The organism is Pseudomonas sp. G7(2022), assembly GCF_052660475.1.
Map to the genome: position 1 here is coordinate 6,104,401 of NZ_CP109659.1, position 17,650 is coordinate 6,122,050.

At 57.1% G+C, this 17,650-nt stretch carries 11 protein-coding genes; 4 read left to right on the forward strand and 7 right to left on the reverse strand.

The window, feature by feature from the left end:
- Window positions 1-107: 107 nt before the first annotated feature.
- The gene (locus NE357_RS28085) at window positions 108-3,860 is read left to right on the forward strand and encodes a hypothetical protein (RefSeq protein ID WP_169432440.1); all 3,753 of its coding nucleotides are present in this window, start codon (window positions 108-110) and stop codon (window positions 3,858-3,860) included.
- Window positions 3,861-3,917: 57 nt separating this feature from the next.
- On the opposite strand, the gene NE357_RS28090 is transcribed toward NE357_RS28085, so the two are convergent.
- Together NE357_RS28090 and NE357_RS28095 are read right to left on the reverse strand one after the other, a co-directional pair.
- A complete protein-coding gene (locus NE357_RS28090) occupies window positions 3,918-5,894 on the reverse strand; it encodes a methyl-accepting chemotaxis protein (RefSeq protein ID WP_169432441.1) in 1,977 nt (658 codons plus the stop codon).
- A gap of 181 nt (window positions 5,895-6,075) precedes the next feature.
- Entirely contained in the window at window positions 6,076-6,996 is a 921-nt protein-coding gene (locus tag NE357_RS28095; protein WP_169432442.1) for a LysR substrate-binding domain-containing protein, read from the reverse strand.
- Window positions 6,997-7,154: 158 nt separating this feature from the next.
- Between NE357_RS28095 and NE357_RS28100 the strand changes: the two genes are divergently transcribed.
- A complete protein-coding gene (locus NE357_RS28100) occupies window positions 7,155-8,549 on the forward strand; it encodes a NorM family multidrug efflux MATE transporter (protein WP_169432443.1) in 1,395 nt (464 codons plus the stop codon).
- Between the two features lie 42 nt (window positions 8,550-8,591).
- Here the strand turns inward: NE357_RS28100 and NE357_RS28105 are convergent, their stop codons facing one another.
- Window positions 8,592-10,262 (reverse strand): putative bifunctional diguanylate cyclase/phosphodiesterase, encoded by a 1,671-nt coding sequence (locus tag NE357_RS28105; RefSeq protein ID WP_169432444.1) that lies wholly within the window; start codon window positions 10,260-10,262, stop codon window positions 8,592-8,594.
- A gap of 263 nt (window positions 10,263-10,525) precedes the next feature.
- Here NE357_RS28105 and rep point away from each other — a divergent pair, with 263 nt between their 5' ends.
- A complete protein-coding gene (gene rep, locus NE357_RS28110) occupies window positions 10,526-12,535 on the forward strand; it encodes a DNA helicase Rep (RefSeq protein ID WP_039765244.1) in 2,010 nt (669 codons plus the stop codon).
- Window positions 12,536-12,593: 58 nt separating this feature from the next.
- Window positions 12,594-13,166, forward strand: a complete 573-nt coding sequence (locus tag NE357_RS28115) for a xanthine phosphoribosyltransferase (protein WP_007920398.1) — start codon at window positions 12,594-12,596, stop codon at window positions 13,164-13,166.
- A gap of 66 nt (window positions 13,167-13,232) precedes the next feature.
- Here the strand turns inward: NE357_RS28115 and NE357_RS28120 are convergent, their stop codons facing one another.
- The 4 genes from NE357_RS28120 to alr all read right to left on the reverse strand — a co-directional run bounded on the left by NE357_RS28120 (window position 13,233) and on the right by alr (window position 17,602).
- Window positions 13,233-15,155 (reverse strand): acetyl-CoA hydrolase/transferase family protein, encoded by a 1,923-nt coding sequence (locus NE357_RS28120; protein WP_169432445.1) that lies wholly within the window; start codon window positions 15,153-15,155, stop codon window positions 13,233-13,235.
- Window positions 15,156-15,291: 136 nt separating this feature from the next.
- The gene (locus NE357_RS28125) at window positions 15,292-15,708 is read right to left on the reverse strand and encodes a c-type cytochrome (protein ID WP_034152043.1); all 417 of its coding nucleotides are present in this window, start codon (window positions 15,706-15,708) and stop codon (window positions 15,292-15,294) included.
- Between the two features lie 182 nt (window positions 15,709-15,890).
- Complete coding sequence (locus NE357_RS28130; protein WP_003229444.1) at window positions 15,891-16,439, reverse strand: cupin domain-containing protein; 549 nt, start codon at window positions 16,437-16,439, stop codon at window positions 15,891-15,893.
- 89 nt (window positions 16,440-16,528) lie between these two features.
- Window positions 16,529-17,602, reverse strand: a complete 1,074-nt coding sequence (gene alr / locus NE357_RS28135; protein ID WP_169432720.1) for an alanine racemase — start codon at window positions 17,600-17,602, stop codon at window positions 16,529-16,531.
- Window positions 17,603-17,650 lie beyond the last annotated feature (48 nt).

The following is a 17,650-nucleotide window of genomic DNA, read 5'->3' on the forward strand; positions in this document are numbered from 1 at the left end:
AATTTTGATTGGTACCGCTTGATCTCACTTCTGCTATCTTCAGTCCGAGTTGATTAGCTTCACCGCGACCCCAAGAATATTACGACGACTTCAGCAAAGGCGTTCATATGACTAAACCTTTCAAAATTGAATCGGCCGATATAAAGCAACTAAGCGACATTCAACTAACACAATTACTAAAGGAACTTCTGCACTCCGAGGCTTTTAAATTTGAACTTTCACAAAACAGCATAGAAGTTGCACTGAATATTATTACCGGAGATGGCGGAGAGGACGGCCGCATTAGTTGGAACAATGGCATATCTAAAACTGATTATATTCCAAACAGATTGACACTATTCCAGAATAAAGCTACTGAAATGGGACCGGCAGCTTATGGAAAAGAGCTTTTGACAGAAAAGGGAGATATTAAGAACCAGGTCGATACAGTATTGTCAAACAATGGGAGCTACGTCGTCTTCACTACTCAAGAGCTTAATAAAAAGCAAAAAAATGCTCGAATAAGTTCTTTACGCGAAACATTGAAAAACAAAAATAAAAAATATCATGACACATGCGAACTACTTATTTACGACGCAAGCGACATCGCAGGATGGGTTAACTGCTATATCACCACAGTTGTTGCGGTACAGCATTGGTCTGGGAGACCTGTAGAAAGAGGGTTAAAAACATTTGAATTATGGTCTCAGCACGAAGACTTTTCGGTTCTTCCTTTTTTCGACGCAAGTAGTCGAACTGCAATAGTTGAGAGTCTAAGAAACGAACTCCCCAATCCAAAATCCTGTCTAAGAATTATGGGGCTTTCCGGGCTTGGTAAAACTCGAACCGCCTTTGAGGTTTTCGCTGGAAACTCTTCTCTTCAAAACTTAGTAGTTTATGTAGATGCAAATCACGCACCTCAGATTGACGCACTTGTTGCAGACTGGGTTAGCTTAGGATTTAGGGCAATCCTAGTTATTGACAATTGCGAATACAGACTACATGAGCGATTAGTAAAAGAAGTGCGACGAGAGAAAAGTCATATTAGCCTGTTAACACTTGACTACAACTTCGACTCAGTCTCATCTCCAACCATATCCTATAAATTACAGCAAATGAGCGACGAAGAGCTCGTCGACATGCTAAACCCAGTTTACAGAAACAAACTTACCGACCTGCAAAGAGTTTCAGATTTCGCACAAGGCTTCCCCCAAATGGCGGTTCTCTTAGCTGAAGCCAGACTAAATGAAAACCCAAAGTTAGGGGAACTTAGTGAAGACGAGCTAGCCAATAAACTATTATGGGCTCGAGATGAACATGAAAACATTGACTACCTAAAAACTTTGCAAGCCTGCTCCCTTTTTGATGCTTTTGGAGTAGAGGAGGACGTAGAATATCAGCTTGAGTATATAGCACAGTTAACAAGTTTAGAAATTGACAAAGTTTACGAATGCATCCAACGCTTCACTAGCAGGGGATTGATTGACAGACGGGGCCGATTTGGTCAAGTAGTTCCAAAACCATTAGCAATTCGTTTAGCGGGCCAATGGTGGACTAACACTAGAGAAAAGAAACAGAGAGAGCTTATTGATGGTTTACCACAAGGCATGGTTGATAGATTTTGCCTTCAGATTGAAAAATTAGACTTCCATACAAACGTTAAACTTTTGACCGAAGCTCTATGTGGGCCAAAAGGCCCTTTTGGCCAAGCGGAGGTGATCTTATCTGAACGGGGCTCAAGACTCTTCCGCGCTTTTGTGAACGTGAACTCCGACGATACCACTTCCGCGCTCTACAACACTTTAACAAATCTAACACATTCAGATTTAATGTCTATTCAAGGAGACACTCGGAGAAACTTAGTATGGGCACTGGAAAAACTATGTTTTCACTCGGAAGTATTTGAAGAGGCGGCATGGTGTCTACTGCTCTTAGCTGCAAACGAAAACGAAACATGGAGTAATAATGCAACGGGAACATTTACTCAGCTTTTCAGAATTGATTTATCAGGAACCTCGGCCCCTCCAAGCTCTCGCTTTTCGGTATTAACTAGAGCCTTACAAAAAAAATCCCCAACAATTGATCTTGTTTTAATTAAATCTTTAGAGCAAGCGATAAGCTTGTACGGCGGCCATAGAACCATCGGTGCTGAGTACCAAGGTACAAAAGCACCGCTTCAAGAGTGGCGACCGACAATATGGCAGGAAGTCTTCGACTATTGGCAGGAGTCTATCGATTTGCTCTTGATTTTGATGACTAGAGGTGCGTCTCAGAAAGAAGCCGTTCTGAATGCGATAGGTTACTCCATTCGTGGATTTGTAAGCAAAGGGCGCATTGCAATGCTCGACGGTGCAATAAACAAAATAATTAAAATTAACGGAAAATACTGGCCTTCCGCCGCCGAAAGCATAAAGAACGCATATAATTTCGATATAGAAAGCTTAAACTCAGAAGCTCGCGCAGCATTAGATCATTGGTCTGATCTTTTAAACCCAGAAGATTCCGACTTGCCCAGCAAGCTAAAAATCCTAGTAACAAATCCTCCATGGGAGCATAAAAAAAATGAACATGGAGGCTATGATGATATAGCCGCAAAAAAAGCCGAGAATCTAGCAAAAAATATTAGCACTAGAACCACCGAATTATTACCTCATGTAGATTTGCTTTTAGATGGCCAGCAAAAACAAGCCTATATTTTCGGCAGAACATTATCTATTGAAAGCAATAGCACGATCAAACTAATTGAAGAGAGTTTGACTCGCATAGCAACCAAACAAGCACCAAACTTATTGTTCATTCTTGGTTTGTTTAATGGCGTCTTTGAAAAAGATCCAGCCTCGTGGGAACACCTAATCGAAACACTAGCCAACAACAAAAATCTAAAAAGATACTATCCAGAATTTATTCGAACCGGAGAAATAAAACAACACCATCTTCAAAAACTAATAAATTTAATAAGAAGCAGAGAAATTGACGGCAATACCGCCAACACCCTTAGCTATGGAAGTGTAACAGACAACGTCTGCGACAAGGATATATCTAATTTCTGCCTACAACTGTCCGAAATTGGGAGTCAAGAAGCATGGGTTGCACTTAACATCGTTTATATGCATTGTTTTAGCAATCCTGACCGTAAGGCCAACCTCAGAAGCACTATTAAGACCCTAGTCACTAGAGTCCCACTTAGTAAAAAAGACAAAAATTTATTTAAAGACATGCATCACTGGCAAGACCTATCGAATGAAATATTGAAAGTTAGAGATGAGCAGTTTGCAGTTGAAATAGCCAATCAATTAATTTTTGCTTGTAAAGATGGGTACGATCACAATGACATCTGGACGTACACAAAGCCACTGCTTACCGAAATAATGAAAAAGTACGGAGAAGTAATATGGCCGATATTCTCCCAAGCCATTCTCAAATCACAGGGCATGGAACTCTATTGGCTCCAGCAACTCCTCGATCGCGAAAACAGCGTTAGCACGCAGCTACCAAGTGTACTATCAGCGCTGCCCGTCAAAGCAGTTATTGATTGGTGCCTAGCAAATCCAGATACTGCTCCAATTTTCGTAGCCAGCTGCATAGACGTGATTGAAAACATAGAAGATGGACGCCAACCTTCGAAATTATTCATATCTTTACTGGAAACTTTCGGCGACAAAAATAAAGTAATAAATACATTAAGAGCAAATTTAGCCTCTCGTGGGTGGACAGGATCTCTAGTCCCTTATTTAGAGGCAGACAAACAAGCCATCGCAACATTGACTACTAAAAAGAACAACAACGTTCGAAGATGGGCAAAAAACTACATCTCAGTTCTAGACCAGCAAATCACAAACGAAACCTTGCGAGACGAAGAGCAGGATTTAGGAATTTTTTAAGTAAAAACAAAAAACCTCCTTCGCAAAACAATCACGAAGGAGGTTACTGTTGCCACATCAACGGAAGCGGTCGACTTCCTGGCGCAGGTCGGCTGCCAGGCCTTCCAGCTCCTTGGCGGTGATCGCCAGGTTCGACACCACTTCGCGCTGTTCGCTGTTGGCCATCGCAATGCTCTGCAGATTGCTGCTCAACAACGTCGCGGTGCTGCTCTGTTCCTGGGTCGCAGTGGTGATTGCCGCAAACTGCTGCCCGGCCGAACGACTCTGCTCATCGATCCGCGCCAGCGCCGACGCCACGTTGGCGTTACGCGACAGGCCTTCCTGCATCAGCAGGTTGCCCTGCTCCATGGTGCTGATGGCGTTGCCGGTTTCCTGCTGAATGCTGTGAATCATGCTGGAAATTTCATCCGTCGCCTGACGGGTACGCGAAGCCAGGCTGCGCACCTCGTCGGCCACCACAGCAAAGCCGCGACCTTGCTCGCCGGCACGGGCCGCCTCGATGGCAGCGTTGAGTGCCAGCAGGTTGGTCTGTTCGGCAATCGAGGTGATCACGCTGACGATGCCGCCGATTTCCTGGGAGCGCTGACCCAGGGTGTTGATCACGGTCGCCGTGGTGTTCAGCGCACCGGCAATCTGCTCCAGCGAGGACGACGCTTCTTCCATCGAGCTGCGACCGATCTGGGTCTGCTGGGCATTTTCCTGGGCCAGACGCTGGGTGTTGCCCATGTTGTCGGCAATGTTCAGCGAGGTGGCGGAGAACTCTTCCACCGCGCCGGCCATGCTGGTGATTTCGCCCGACTGCTGCTCCATGCCTTCGTAAGCGCCACCGGACAAACCGGACAGCGCCTGGGCACGGCTGTTGACCTCTTCCGAGGCGCGGCGGATGTGCTCGACCATGGTCGACAGCGCCTGGCTCATCTGATTGAAGGCGCGGGCCAGTTGGCCGATTTCATCGTTGCTCGACACGTTCAGACGCACGCTCAGATCACCGGCACCCAAGGCTTCAGCCTGACGCACCAGATCGCCCAGCGGCGCCAGTTTGCTGCGCAACAACCAGACTACGGAGCCGACTGCCAGCAGCATCGCCAGCAGGCTGCCGATGGCCAGCTGAGTGCCGACGCTCCAGGTCACCGCGCGGATCTCGGCTTTCGGCATGCTCGCCACCACCGACCACGGGCCGCCTTCGAACGGCACGGCGATGCTGTAGAAGTCTTCGGACTTGTCGCTCCAGAAGCGGCCTTTACCCGGTGGTTTCGCCAGACCGTTGATCACCGGGACCGCTTGATCCAGCGCCTGTACGCCGGCCGGCGCCACCAGCCACTGGTTCTTTTCGTCCAGCAGCGCCAGCGAGCCGGTCTGGCCGATGCGGAAGCGCTTGAGGTTGTCGAACTGGGCGTTCTGCGCGTCGGTGTAATCGAAACCGACGAACAACACCGCGATCACCTTGCCGCTGCTGTCGCGCACCGGGGTGTACTGAGTCATGTAGGAACGATCAAACAGCAGCGCGCGACCGACGTAGCCCTGCCCCGCCATCAACTTTGCGTAGGCCGGGTGAGCGTGATCAAGCAAGGTGCCGATGGCGCGGCTGCCGTCCTGCTTGGTCAGCGAGGTGCTGACCCGCACGAAGTCTTCGCCGCTGCGCACAAACAGCGTGGCAACGCCCGCCGTCATCTGCTTGAATTCGTCGACTTCCTTGAAGTTGTTGTTCAACACTTCGCTACCCAGGTGCAGGCCCGGGGTCTGGGTGCCCGCCACGCTGACCGGCTCGTCCGGGTGAATGCTCAGGCCCGCGCTGAAGCGCTTCTCGAACAGCCCGCTGAGGCGCTGGGTGCTTTCACGCAGCGTGCCGTGGAAGGTACTCAACTGGTCGGCGAGCAGGCGGGCTTCGCTGGCCAGGTGTTCTTCACGGGTGGCGAGGTTGGCGGTATCCAGCGAACGCAGGGCGAACACCGTACTGCCGCTGATGACTATCGCCAGTATCACGGCGAGCGCGAGGCCCAGCTGCGAGGCGATCCGAGCGCGAGGTTGAGACATGGACAGCTCCTGGCCGAGTCTGCGGATCCTCCCTGATCGCGGCTCGGAAAATTCTAATAATGGGGGTGATGCGTGGAACCGGCACGACGGTTCCACTTGGACATATTCGGCGGTAAACGCGAATACTTGAGCGCACAGCAGGGGTATGGCCCCGGGCCTGCATTGTGGCGGCTCGAACGTTTCAGCTCAAGCGCGCGACCTGCGGCAGCACCATGGCGTGGACTTCGCCTTGCAGGAAGTCGCTGAGTCGGCGCAAACGTTCACCTCCCGGACGGGTCTTTGGCCACACCAGGTAATAATTCAGTCCGCTGGCAACGGCCGTTGGCCACGGCAGACTCAGGCGCCCTTGCGCGACATCCTCGGCCACCATCAGCAGATCGCCCATGGAAACCCCATAGCCACGGGCGGCCGCAATCATCCCGAGTTCCAGGGTATCGAACACCTGCCCGCCCTTGAGCGACACCTGATCGGACAACCCCATGTGCTCCAGCCAGCTGCGCCAGTCGCGACGATCCGGGGTCGGGTGCAGCAATTCGGTGGCGGCCAGTCGCGCCACATCCCAGGGCTGGTCATTGAGCAGGTTGGGCGCCCCGACCGGGATCAGTTCTTCCGGGAACAACAAACTGGCCTCCCAGTCCGGCGGAAAATGCCCGTCGCTCAACAGCACCGCGCAATCGAAAGGCTCGTTGTTGAAGTCCACCGAGTCCACGTCCATCCAGGCACTGGTCAGCTGCACCTCGTTACCCGGCTGCAAATGGCGGAAGCGACTGAGCCGCGCCAGCAGCCAGCGCATGGTCAGGGTCGATGGGGCTTTCATGCGCAGGATGTCATCTTCGGCACGCAACGTATTGCAGGCTCGCTCAAGCGCCGCAAAACCTTCACGGATGCCGGGCAACAGCAGGCGCGCCGATTCGGTCAGTTGCAGATTGCGTCCGCTGCGATGGAACAGCCGGCAGGCGAAGTGCTCTTCGAGCGTGCGGATATGCCGGCTGACCGCACTCTGCGTAATCGAAAGCTCTTCGGCTGCGCGGGTGAACGAGCTGTGGCGTGCCGCCGCTTCGAATGCGCGCAGGGCATACAAGGGTGGAAGACGACGGGACATGCACAGCACTCCAATGGCGGGATTGCGCCAACTTAGCAGAATCGCGGCAGGATGAGTTTTAATCATGCCACCCATCCTTTTTATCCCTTTGTGCAACCTGCGCCAAACCCTGAGAATCGACTGTCTCTTGCTCCCTCTTTTATAAGGATGTGAACACCATGCAGCGTCCTGTGCATAACGAACTCTGGGCCATCCTGCGGCTGGCGGGGCCGTTGATCGCCTCGCAGTTGGCGCACATGCTGATGGTGCTGACCGACACCCTGATGATGGCGCGCCTCAGTCCCGAAGCACTGGCCGGCGGCGGTCTGGGCGCGGCGAGCTATTCATTCGTGTCGATCTTCTGCATTGGTGTGATCGCGGCGGTCGGCACCCTGGTGGCAATCCGTCAGGGCGCCGGCGACATTCTCGGCGCCGCCAAGCTGACCCAGGCCGGACTGTGGCTGGCGTGGCTGATGGCGCTGGGCGCCGGGCTGCTGCTGTGGAATCTGAAACCGGTGCTGTTGCTGTTCGGCCAGACCGAGACCAACGTCAACGCCGCCGGGCAATTTCTGATCGCCCTGCCGTTCGCCCTGCCCGGCTACCTGAGCTTCATGGCCCTGCGCGGTTTCACCAGTGCCATCGGCCGCGCAACGCCGGTGATGGTCATCAGTCTCGCCGGCACCGTGGCCAATTTCCTGCTCAATTACGCGTTGATCACCGGCATGTTCGGCCTGCCGAAACTGGGGCTGACGGGGATCGGACTGGTTACGGCGATTGTTGCCAACTGCATGGCGCTGGGGTTGGCGTGGCATATCCGACGGCATCCGGCCTATGACGCTTACCCGCTGCGCCAGGGCCTGTCGCGGCCGAACCGCCAGTACCTGAAAGAACTCTGGCGCCTGGGCCTGCCGATTGGCGGCACCTACGCGGTGGAAGTCGGCCTGTTCGCCTTCGCGGCGCTGTGCATGGGCACCATGGGCAGCACCCAACTGGCGGCGCACCAGATCGCTCTGCAAATCGTCTCGGTGGCGTTCATGGTTCCGGCGGGGATGTCGTATGCGATCACCATGCGCGTCGGCCAGCATTACGGCGCCGGGCAATTGAGCGATGCGCGGATGTCCGGGCGCGTCGGCATCGTCTTTGGTGCAGTGGTGATGCTGGGGTTCGCGATGGTGTTCTGGCTGCTGCCGAATCAGCTGGTCGGCTTGTTCCTCGACCATAACGACCCGGCGTTCGCCGAGGTCATCCGCCTGGCGGTGAGCCTGCTGGCTGTCGCGGCGTGGTTCGAGCTGTTCGACGGCACCCAGACGATTGCCATGGGCTGCATCCGCGGACTCAAGGATGCCAAGACCACTTTCCTGGTCGGCCTCGGTTGCTACTGGCTGATCGGCGCGCCGGCAGCATGGCTGATGGCGTTTCATCTGCACTGGGGGCCGACCGGCGTCTGGTGGGGTCTGGCGCTGGGGCTGGCCTGCGCGGCGGTGAGCCTGACGCTGGCGTTCGAATGGAAGATGAAGCGGATGATTCGACTGGAACCGCAATCTCAAGGCTTCAAAATCGCTCAGCCCGAGTGAGTTTCCCTGCGGGAGCACGCTCGCTCCCACAGAGATTTGAAGCTAAACCACGATCCCCAGCGGAGGCTGGCTGGCGTCAGCAATCAGATAGTCAACCAGTTCCGCCAGTGGCAACGGCTTGCTGATCAGGTAACCCTGCACCTGATCGCAGCCGAACCCGCGCAACAGATCCAGTTGCTCCCGGGTTTCCACCCCTTCGGCCACCACCTCCAGGTGCAGGTTGTGGGCAAGGTTGATCATCGCGTGCACCAGTTTGCGGTTCTCTTCGCGCTGTTCCATGCCGCCAACGAAGCTCTTGTCGATCTTCAGCAAGGTGATCGGCAGGCTGTTGAGGTGCACGAACGACGAGAACCCGGTGCCGAAATCATCCAGCGAAAAACGCACACCGAGGCGACCGAGGGCGTCCATGGTTTGCTTGACCAGATCGCTGCGACGCATCACGGCGGTTTCGGTGAGTTCGAATTCCAGCCATTGCGCCTCAACCCCGCGCTCCGCAATCAAACGGCTGAGGGTCGGCAGCAACTGGCTGTCCTGGAACTGGCGGAACGACAGGTTGATCGCCATGTGCAGCGCCGGCAATCCGCGTTCGCGCAAGGCCTGCATGTCGCGCAGGGCCCGGGAAATGACCCAGTAACCCAGTGGCACGATCAGACCGCTCTGCTCGGCCAGCGGCACGAATTCGCTCGGCGGCAGCAGACCGCGTTCACTGTGACGCCAGCGCACCAGCGCCTCGAGGCCGACGATCTGGCCGTCCTGCAGGTTCAGGCGCGGCTGGTAATGCAGCTCCAGTTCGTCGCGGCGCAGCGCCCGGCGCAACTCACTTTCGAGGTCGGCAATGCTCCGGGCGTTGCGGTTGATCCGTTCGTTGAAGATGTGAAAGGTGCAGCCTTGAGTGCTCTTGGCCTGCTGCATGGCAATGTGCGCGTGCCACATCAATGGATCGGCCCCCCCCTGCGCACGGGCATGGGCGATGCCCAGACTGGAACCGATCAACAGGCTTTCACCGTCGATCCAGTAAGGCTCGGCCAAGGCTTCGGTAATACGCTCAGCCATCCATTCGGCCCGTTGCGGGGCGCGACGGGTGTCGATCAGCAGGGCGAATTCATCGCTGCCCAGACGCGCCAGTTGATCGCCGGCCTCCAGCTGACTTTTCAGCCGGGCGACCACTTGCAGGATCAAGCGGTCGCCGGCCTGGTGGCCGAGGGCATCGTTGGCGTAGCGGAAGTTATCGAGATCGAGATGGCCGAGGGCCAGGCCACGGCCGTCATTTTCGGCAAGGCGCGCCGCCAGCAAGGTCTGAAAGCCCTGGCGGTTGGCGATACCGGTCAGCGGATCCTGCTCCGCCAGACGTTGCAGGGTGTTTTCCAGCACGCCGCGTTCGCGCACATGGCGCAGGCAACGCCGCAGCATGCCGGCATCGAGGGCATCGAACACCAGCCAGTCGCTGACGCCGTCGGGCGCGGTCGCCGGTTCGTGCTCCAGCAGCAACACCGTCGGCAGGTTGCACCGGCCGGGCGCCGGCTGCAACGCGGGAACGGTCAACAGCACCGCATGGCGGTTGTCTTCGAACAGAGTGCTGACCGACTCCCAGCTTGGCGCGCTGATCAGCACCGCTGCGCTCCCCATCGGAGCCAGACACTCGCGCAATAACGCTGTCCACGCTGGCTCTTCGGCCAGTAGCAGCAAACGCAAGGGTTCGACAGGCGTAGACAAGCTGACTCCCTAGACTCTGCAATGATGTGGGCGGCGGGCATTATGCCGTTGCGAAGAACAATGACCAATGACAACGGTTATCAAAACGTTATTTTGTGTCACGAATGAGTACATTAGCCGCAAAATCACCGCGCATCCTGCGTGAAAGTAACAAAACCGGCAAATTTGAATCGCGTGGTACGTCACAAGTCGGAGAGAGCAGCACAAATCGCTGAGCCTGTTAAAATGCCGGCCCATTTCGTCAACGACTCCCGAATTTTCGTATGTCCCGACTCAATCCCCGGCAGCAAGAAGCCGTGAACTACGTCGGCGGCCCTCTATTGGTGCTCGCCGGTGCCGGCTCCGGCAAGACCAGCGTGATCACCCGCAAGATCGCGCACCTGATCCAGAACTGTGGCATTCGCGCCCAGTACATCGTCGCCATGACCTTCACCAACAAGGCCGCGCGCGAGATGAAGGAACGGGTCGGCACCCTGCTGCGTCCAGGTGAAGGTCGCGGCCTGACCGTTTGCACCTTCCACAACCTGGGCCTGAACATCATCCGCAAGGAACATGAACGGCTGGGCTACAAACCCGGTTTCTCGATCTTCGATGAGACCGACGTCAAGTCGCTGATGACTGACATCATGCAGAAGGAATACGCAGGCGACGACGGCGTCGACGAGATCAAGAACATGATCGGCGCCTGGAAAAACGACCTGATCCTGCCGGCCCAGGCCCTGGAAAACGCCCGCAACCCCAAGGAACAGACCGCCGCCATCGTCTACACCCACTACCAGCGCACGCTCAAGGCGTTCAACGCGGTGGACTTCGACGACCTGATCCTGCTGCCGGTAAAACTCTTCGAAGAGCACGCCGACATCCTCGAAAAGTGGCAGAACAAGGTGCGTTACCTGCTGGTCGACGAATACCAGGACACCAACGCCAGCCAGTACCTGCTGGTGAAAATGCTCATTGGCAAGCGCAACCAGTTCACCGTGGTAGGCGACGACGACCAGTCGATCTACGCCTGGCGCGGCGCGCGGCCGGAAAACCTGATGCTGCTCAAGGACGACTATCCGTCCCTGAAAGTGGTGATGCTGGAGCAGAACTACCGCTCCACCAGCCGCATCCTGCGTTGCGCCAACGTGCTGATCTCGAACAACCCGCACGAATTCGAAAAGCAGCTGTGGAGTGAGATGGGCCACGGCGACGAGATCCGCGTGATCCGCTGCCGCAACGAGGACGCCGAAGCCGAGCGCGTGGCCATGGAAATCCTCAGCCTGCACTTGCGCACCGACCGCCCGTACAGCGATTTCGCGATCCTCTATCGCGGTAACTACCAGGCCAAGCTGATCGAGCTGAAACTGCAGCACCACCAGGTGCCGTACCGTTTGAGCGGCGGCAACAGCTTCTTCGGCCGCCAGGAAGTGAAAGACCTGATGGCCTACTTCCGCCTGATCGTGAACCCGGACGACGACAACGCCTTCCTGCGGGTGATCAACGTACCGCGCCGGGAAATCGGCTCGACGACCCTGGAAAAACTCGGCAACTACGCCACCGAACGCAAGATTTCGATGTACGCCGCCACCGACGAACTCGGCCTGGGCGAGCATCTGGACAGCCGCTTCACCGATCGTCTGTCGCGCTTCAAGCGCTTCATGGACAAGGTGCGCGAGCAATGCGCCGGCGAAGACCCGATCTCGGCCCTGCGCAGCATGGTCATGGACATCGACTACGAGAACTGGCTGCGCACCAACAGTTCCAGCGACAAGGCCGCGGACTACCGGATGAGCAACGTCTGGTTCCTGATCGAAGCCTTGAAGAACACCCTGGAAAAAGACGAAGACGGCGAAATGACCGTCGAGGACGCCATCGGCAAACTGGTCCTGCGTGACATGCTGGAACGTCAACAGGAAGAAGAGGACGGCGCCGAAGGCGTGCAGATGATGACCTTGCATGCGTCCAAGGGACTGGAATTCCCTTACGTGTTCATCATGGGCATGGAAGAGGAAATCCTCCCGCACCGCTCCAGCATCGAAGCCGACACCATCGAAGAAGAACGCCGCCTGGCCTACGTGGGCATTACCCGCGCGCGCCAGACCCTCGCGTTCACCTTCGCCGCCAAGCGCAAACAATACGGCGAGATCATCGACTGCGCGCCCAGCCGCTTCCTCGATGAGCTGCCGCCGGACGACCTGGCCTGGGAAGGCAACGACGACACACCGACCGAAGTCAAAGCCGTGCGGGGCAACAGCGCACTGGCTGATATACGCGCGATGTTAAAGCGCTAGAATTGACCACTTTTTTACTAGACCTTCGGCGCACAAAGCGCCAACAGAGGACAGCTTCATGGAAGCATTGCACCAGAAAATCCGCGAACAAGGCATTGTGCTTTCCGACCAGGTCCTGAAGGTCGACGCCTTCCTGAACCACCAGATCGACCCGGCCCTGATGAAGCTGATCGGCGACGAGTTCGCCTCGCTGTTCAAGGATTCCGGCATCACCAAGATCGTCACCATCGAAGCGTCGGGCATCGCCCCGGCGATCATGACCGGTCTGAACCTCGGCGTCCCGGTGATCTTCGCCCGCAAGCAACAGTCCCTGACCCTGACTGAAAACCTGCTGTCGGCAACCGTTTACTCGTTCACCAAGAAGACCGAAAGCACCGTCGCCATCTCCCCGCGTCACCTGACCAGCAGCGACCGCGTGCTGATCATCGACGACTTCCTGGCCAACGGTAAGGCGTCCCAGGCGCTGATTTCGATCATCAAGCAGGCCGGCGCCACCGTCGCGGGCCTGGGCATCGTGATCGAGAAGTCGTTTCAGGGCGGCCGTGCGGAGCTTGATTCGCAGGGTTACCGCGTCGAGTCGCTGGCTCGCGTGAAATCGCTGAAGGATGGCGTGGTTACTTTCATCGAATAACCCCGGCTTCATCGCATTATCCCTGTGGGAGCGGGCTTGCTCCCACAGTTGGTTTTACGGTGAACACTATTGCGCGGTGGCCTTCAGGCCACTGAGCAACAACCGTTGAAACAGGTCTTCCTTCAGGCCTTCCGGATGGGTGAGCTGCATGCGCGCCAGATGCTCCGGATACAGCGAAGCCTCAGGCGCGTCCAGCGCTGCCTTGCCCAGCTCCAGAATCTCGGTCAGCTTGAACTTGCTCTTGAGCCAGTTCAGCGCCCGCAACAGATCCTTCTCGACCTCAGTGAAATCGCAGCCCAGCGGATACTCCGGAAACAGGTTCGGATGCCGCGCGGCAATCGCCTGCAAGCGTTGTGGGGTGTTGTCGGTAAAGCGCGGATCGAGTCGAAAATCCTTCGGCAGCTTGCCGACCTTCTGCGCCTGCTCGATCAGGCCCTGCTGGAAGCGTGAGTCGCTGATATTGAGCAACGCCTCGATCACCACTGCATCGGACTTGCCGCGCAGATCGGCGATGCCGTACTCGGTCACCACGATGTCGCGCAGGTGCCGTGGAATCGTGCAGTGGCCATATTCCCAGACAATGTTCGAACTGACATCGCCGCCGGATTCGCGCCAGCTGCGCAGCAGCAGGATCGACCGCGCATCGTGCAGCGCATGGCCCTGGGCGACGAAGTTGTACTGCCCGCCGACGCCGCTGAGCACCCGACCATCCTGGAGCTGATCGGACACCCCTGCGCCGAGCAGGGTCATGGTGAATGCGGTGTTGATGAATCGAGCATCAATGCGCTGCAGGCGCTTGAGCTCTTCCTGACCGTACAGCTCGTTGATGTAGCTGATGCGGGTCATGTTGAATTCAAGACGTTTGCTGTGGGGCAGTTCGCGCAATCGCTCATAGAAGCTGCGCGGTCCGAGGAAGAAACCGCCGTGCACTGAAATGCCGTCGGTTTGCGCGGCCTCGTCGAGGGTGCCGGCGTTGGCCTGTTCCTGAGTCTGCACGTCAGGGTAGACCTTGCGCCGGATGATCCCCGCGTCCGCCAGTACCAGCAGGCCGTTGACGAACATTTCGCTGCAACCGTAAAGGCCTTTGGCGAACGGCTCGATGCCGCCCTCGCGTTCGATCAGTTGCGCCCACTGACCGAGATTCATATCGGCCAGCAACTCCCGGTAGCCGGTATTGTCGGCCTGACGCGCCAGCAACGCGGCGGTCAGCGCATCGCCCATCGAACCGATACCGATCTGCAACGTGCCGCCGTCGCGCACCAACGTACTGGCGTGCAGGCCGATGAAGTGATCCTGAAAGCCGACGGGCATGTTCGGCGTGGAAAACAGTGTGCTGCTGTCCTTTTCGTCGATCAGCAGGTCAAAGGTGTCGATATCCACTTCGGCGTCGCCGGGCATGTACGGCAACTCCGTGTGCACCTGACCGACCAGCAGTATGGTCTCCCCCGCCGCCCGGCGTTTGGCGATCATCGGGAACAGGTCGAGGGTGATGTCCGGGTTGCAGCTCAGGCTCAGGCGATCGGGATGTTCACTGCTGCTGGCGAGCAACTGCGCCACCAGGTTCAGGCCGGCGGCGTTGATGTCACGGGCGGCGTGGCTGTAGTTGCTGCTGACGTAATCCTGCTGGGCCCGCGCGCTGTTGAGCAGACTGCCGGGCTGCATGAAAAATTGCTCGATACGGATGTTGGCCGGCAGACTGTCGCGGCGCAGGTCAGCAAGAAACTCCAGCTCCGGGTAATCACCGAACACCCGCTCGACGAAGGGCTCGATGAAGCGCTTTTGCAAACCATCGCCCAGGGCAGGACGGCCGAGGCACAGGGCGGTGTAGATCGTCAGCTGCCGTTCAGGCAATCCGGCAACCCGCCGGTACAGCGCGTTGACGAAGGGATTGGGTTTGCCCAGCCCCAGCGGCAGGCCCATGTGGATGTGCGCCGGCAACCGTGCCAGTACGTCGTCCACTGCTTGTTCGATCGAACACAACTGCACCATCTGAAGCCTCCTGCCCGTTCCGTGAATAGGGGTACGACCGAGATTGCCGGTTGTTTGCTGCAATGAACAGCCTCGGGCCTGAATCGCAGGTACAAAAAAACCGTCCGAAGACGGTTTTTTTCGTCAGAAGCGCGCCTTACTTCAGGCCGGACATCTTCTGGATGGCGCCCTTCAGCTCATCATCCGAGCAGTCGGCGCAGGTGCCTTTCGGAGGCATGGAGTTGATACCGGTGATGGCCTTGGCCAGGATGCCGTCGAGGCCGCCCTGGTGATCGGCGCGCTCTTTCCATGCTGCGGCGTCACCGATTTTCGGTGCGCCCAGCAGGCCGGTGCCGTGGCAAGCGTTGCAATGTTTGGCAATCACTTCATCCGGCGTCTTGGCGCCGCCACCGCCGCCCGCCGAAGCAGCGACTTCCATCCCCTTGCACTCTTGCCCTTGAACACAGACCTGGCCGACGGGCTCGAGGCGTTTGGCAATGTCGTCATTCGTCGCAGCTTGAGCGCTGACAGCCCAGAGGGCCAGTACGGTTGCTGGTGCAGCCAGCATTTTCATAATTAGATTCACGCGTTCACCCTCAATGGTGGCTATTCACGCCTGCGGCCACGGTTCGCAGGCGGGCGCAAGTATAGCGGGTAGCCCGCCACACTGAAACAACCCCAAAGTTAAAGGGGTCTTGTTGCGCATCGGTCAAACAGTCCGGACACCTTTGCCGCAGTGGCCTGGCGTCTCTCGGTTTAAAAGTTCGCCGGCGTGGCTGCGCTGATTAGTCGCGCCGGCGCGTCGAACGGATTACGGAAACGATGCGGCTTGGTACTTTCAAAGTAGTAGCTGTCGCCGGCTTCGAGGATAAAAGTTTCAAGGCCCACCACCAGTTCCAGGCGCCCCTCCACCAGAATTCCGGTTTCTTCGCCTTCGTGGGTGAGCATTTCTTCGCCGGTGTCGGCGCCCGGTGGATAGATTTCGTTGAGAAACGCGATGGCCCGGCTCGGGTGTGCGCGGCCGACCAGTTTCATGGTCACGGCGCCGTCGGAAATGTCGATCAGCTCGTTGGCCTTGTAGACGATCTGGGTCGGTTTTTCCTGGAGGATTTCTTCGGAAAAGAACTCGACCATGGACATGGGAATCCCGCCCAGCACCTTCCTCAGCGAACTGATCGAAGGGCTGACACTGTTCTTTTCGATCATCGAAATGGTGCTGTTGGTGACGCCCGCGCGCTTGGCGAGTTCACGCTGGGAAAGCCCTTTGAGCTTGCGGATCGATTGCAGTCGTTCACCGACGTCCAAGGCTTGGGCCTCCTGAGTGTTGTAGAAATATTGAGCGTTATCATGGCGACAGCGTTCAGTATTTACAACACTTGGGCCCGGCCCGGGCTTCAACCCCCGGAATAGAGCCTTGGCACCCGGCGCAGGTTGCAGAAGATCTGGTACGCAATGGTATCCGCCCACTTCGCCACGTCGCTGGCGAGGATGTTCTTGCCCCACAGCTCGACGGTCGAACCCAGGCCGGCTTCCGGCACATCGGTCAGGTCGATGCACAGCATGTCCATCGACACCCGGCCAAGAATGCGGCTGCGCTGGCCGGCCACCAGCACCGGGGTGCCGGTCGGTGCCTGACGCGGGTAACCGTCGGCATAACCCATGGCAACCACGCCGATGCGCATCGGTTTGTCAGTGATGAATTTGGCGCCATAGCCCACCGGTTCACCGGCAGGCAATTCACGTACGCTGATGACTTTCGACTCCAGCGTCATCACCGGTTGCAGGCGCTCGGCCACGGCGTTGGCTTCTTCGAAAGGGGTGGCACCGTAAAGCATGATGCCCGGACGCACCCAGTCGCTGTGAATCTGTGGCCAGCCCAGTACCGCCGGCGAGTTGCGCAGGCTGACTTCGGCTGCCAGGCCCTGACGTGCCGCTTCAAACACTGCAACCTGATCGGCGCTGCTCTGCTCGTGCAGCTCATCGGCACGGGCGAAGTGGCTCATCAGCACGACTTTCGCCACTTTGCCGCTGGCCAGCAGACGCTGGTAAGCCGCCGGGTAATCCTTGGGATGCAGGCCGACACGGTGCATGCCCGAATCGAGCTTCAGCCACACAGTGATCGGTTTGCTCAACGTCGTCTGTTCGATCGCTTCGAGCTGCCACAGCGAATGCACCACACACCAGAAATCGTGCTCGACGATCAGCGCCAGCTCATCGGCTTCGAAAAAACCTTCAAGCAACAGCACCGGCGCACGAATGCCAGCGGCACGCAGCTCCAGGGCTTCTTCGATACAGGCCACCGCGAAGCCATCCGCTTCAGCCTCCAGCGCCTGGGCACATCGCACTGCGCCGTGGCCGTAGGCATCGGCCTTGATCACCGCCAATGCCTTGGCACCGGTGACTTCGCGGGCGATACGGTAGTTGTGACGCAGGGCTTGAAGGTCGATCAGGGCACGGGCAGGACGCATGGCAGCAGACTTCTTGGCGGTCATGGAATAAAAACCGGCGCTGGCTGG

Bases quoted from the DNA above. Each gene is read 5' to 3' on its own strand.
- NE357_RS28100 (WP_169432443.1), top strand. From the start codon at position 7,155: ATGCAGCGTCCTGTGCATAACGAACTCTGGGCCATCCTGCGGCTGGCG.
- rep (WP_039765244.1), top strand. From the start codon at position 10,526: ATGTCCCGACTCAATCCCCGGCAGCAAGAAGCCGTGAACTACGTCGGC.
- alr (WP_169432720.1), bottom strand. From the start codon at position 17,602: ATGCGTCCTGCCCGTGCCCTGATCGACCTTCAAGCCCTGCGTCACAAC.
- NE357_RS28120 (WP_169432445.1), bottom strand. From the start codon at position 15,155: ATGGTGCAGTTGTGTTCGATCGAACAAGCAGTGGACGACGTACTGGCA.
- NE357_RS28125 (WP_034152043.1), bottom strand. From the start codon at position 15,708: ATGAAAATGCTGGCTGCACCAGCAACCGTACTGGCCCTCTGGGCTGTC.
- NE357_RS28090 (WP_169432441.1), bottom strand. From the start codon at position 5,894: ATGTCTCAACCTCGCGCTCGGATCGCCTCGCAGCTGGGCCTCGCGCTC.
- NE357_RS28115 (WP_007920398.1), top strand. From the start codon at position 12,594: ATGGAAGCATTGCACCAGAAAATCCGCGAACAAGGCATTGTGCTTTCC.
- NE357_RS28095 (WP_169432442.1), bottom strand. From the start codon at position 6,996: ATGTCCCGTCGTCTTCCACCCTTGTATGCCCTGCGCGCATTCGAAGCG.
- NE357_RS28085 (WP_169432440.1), top strand. From the start codon at position 108: ATGACTAAACCTTTCAAAATTGAATCGGCCGATATAAAGCAACTAAGC.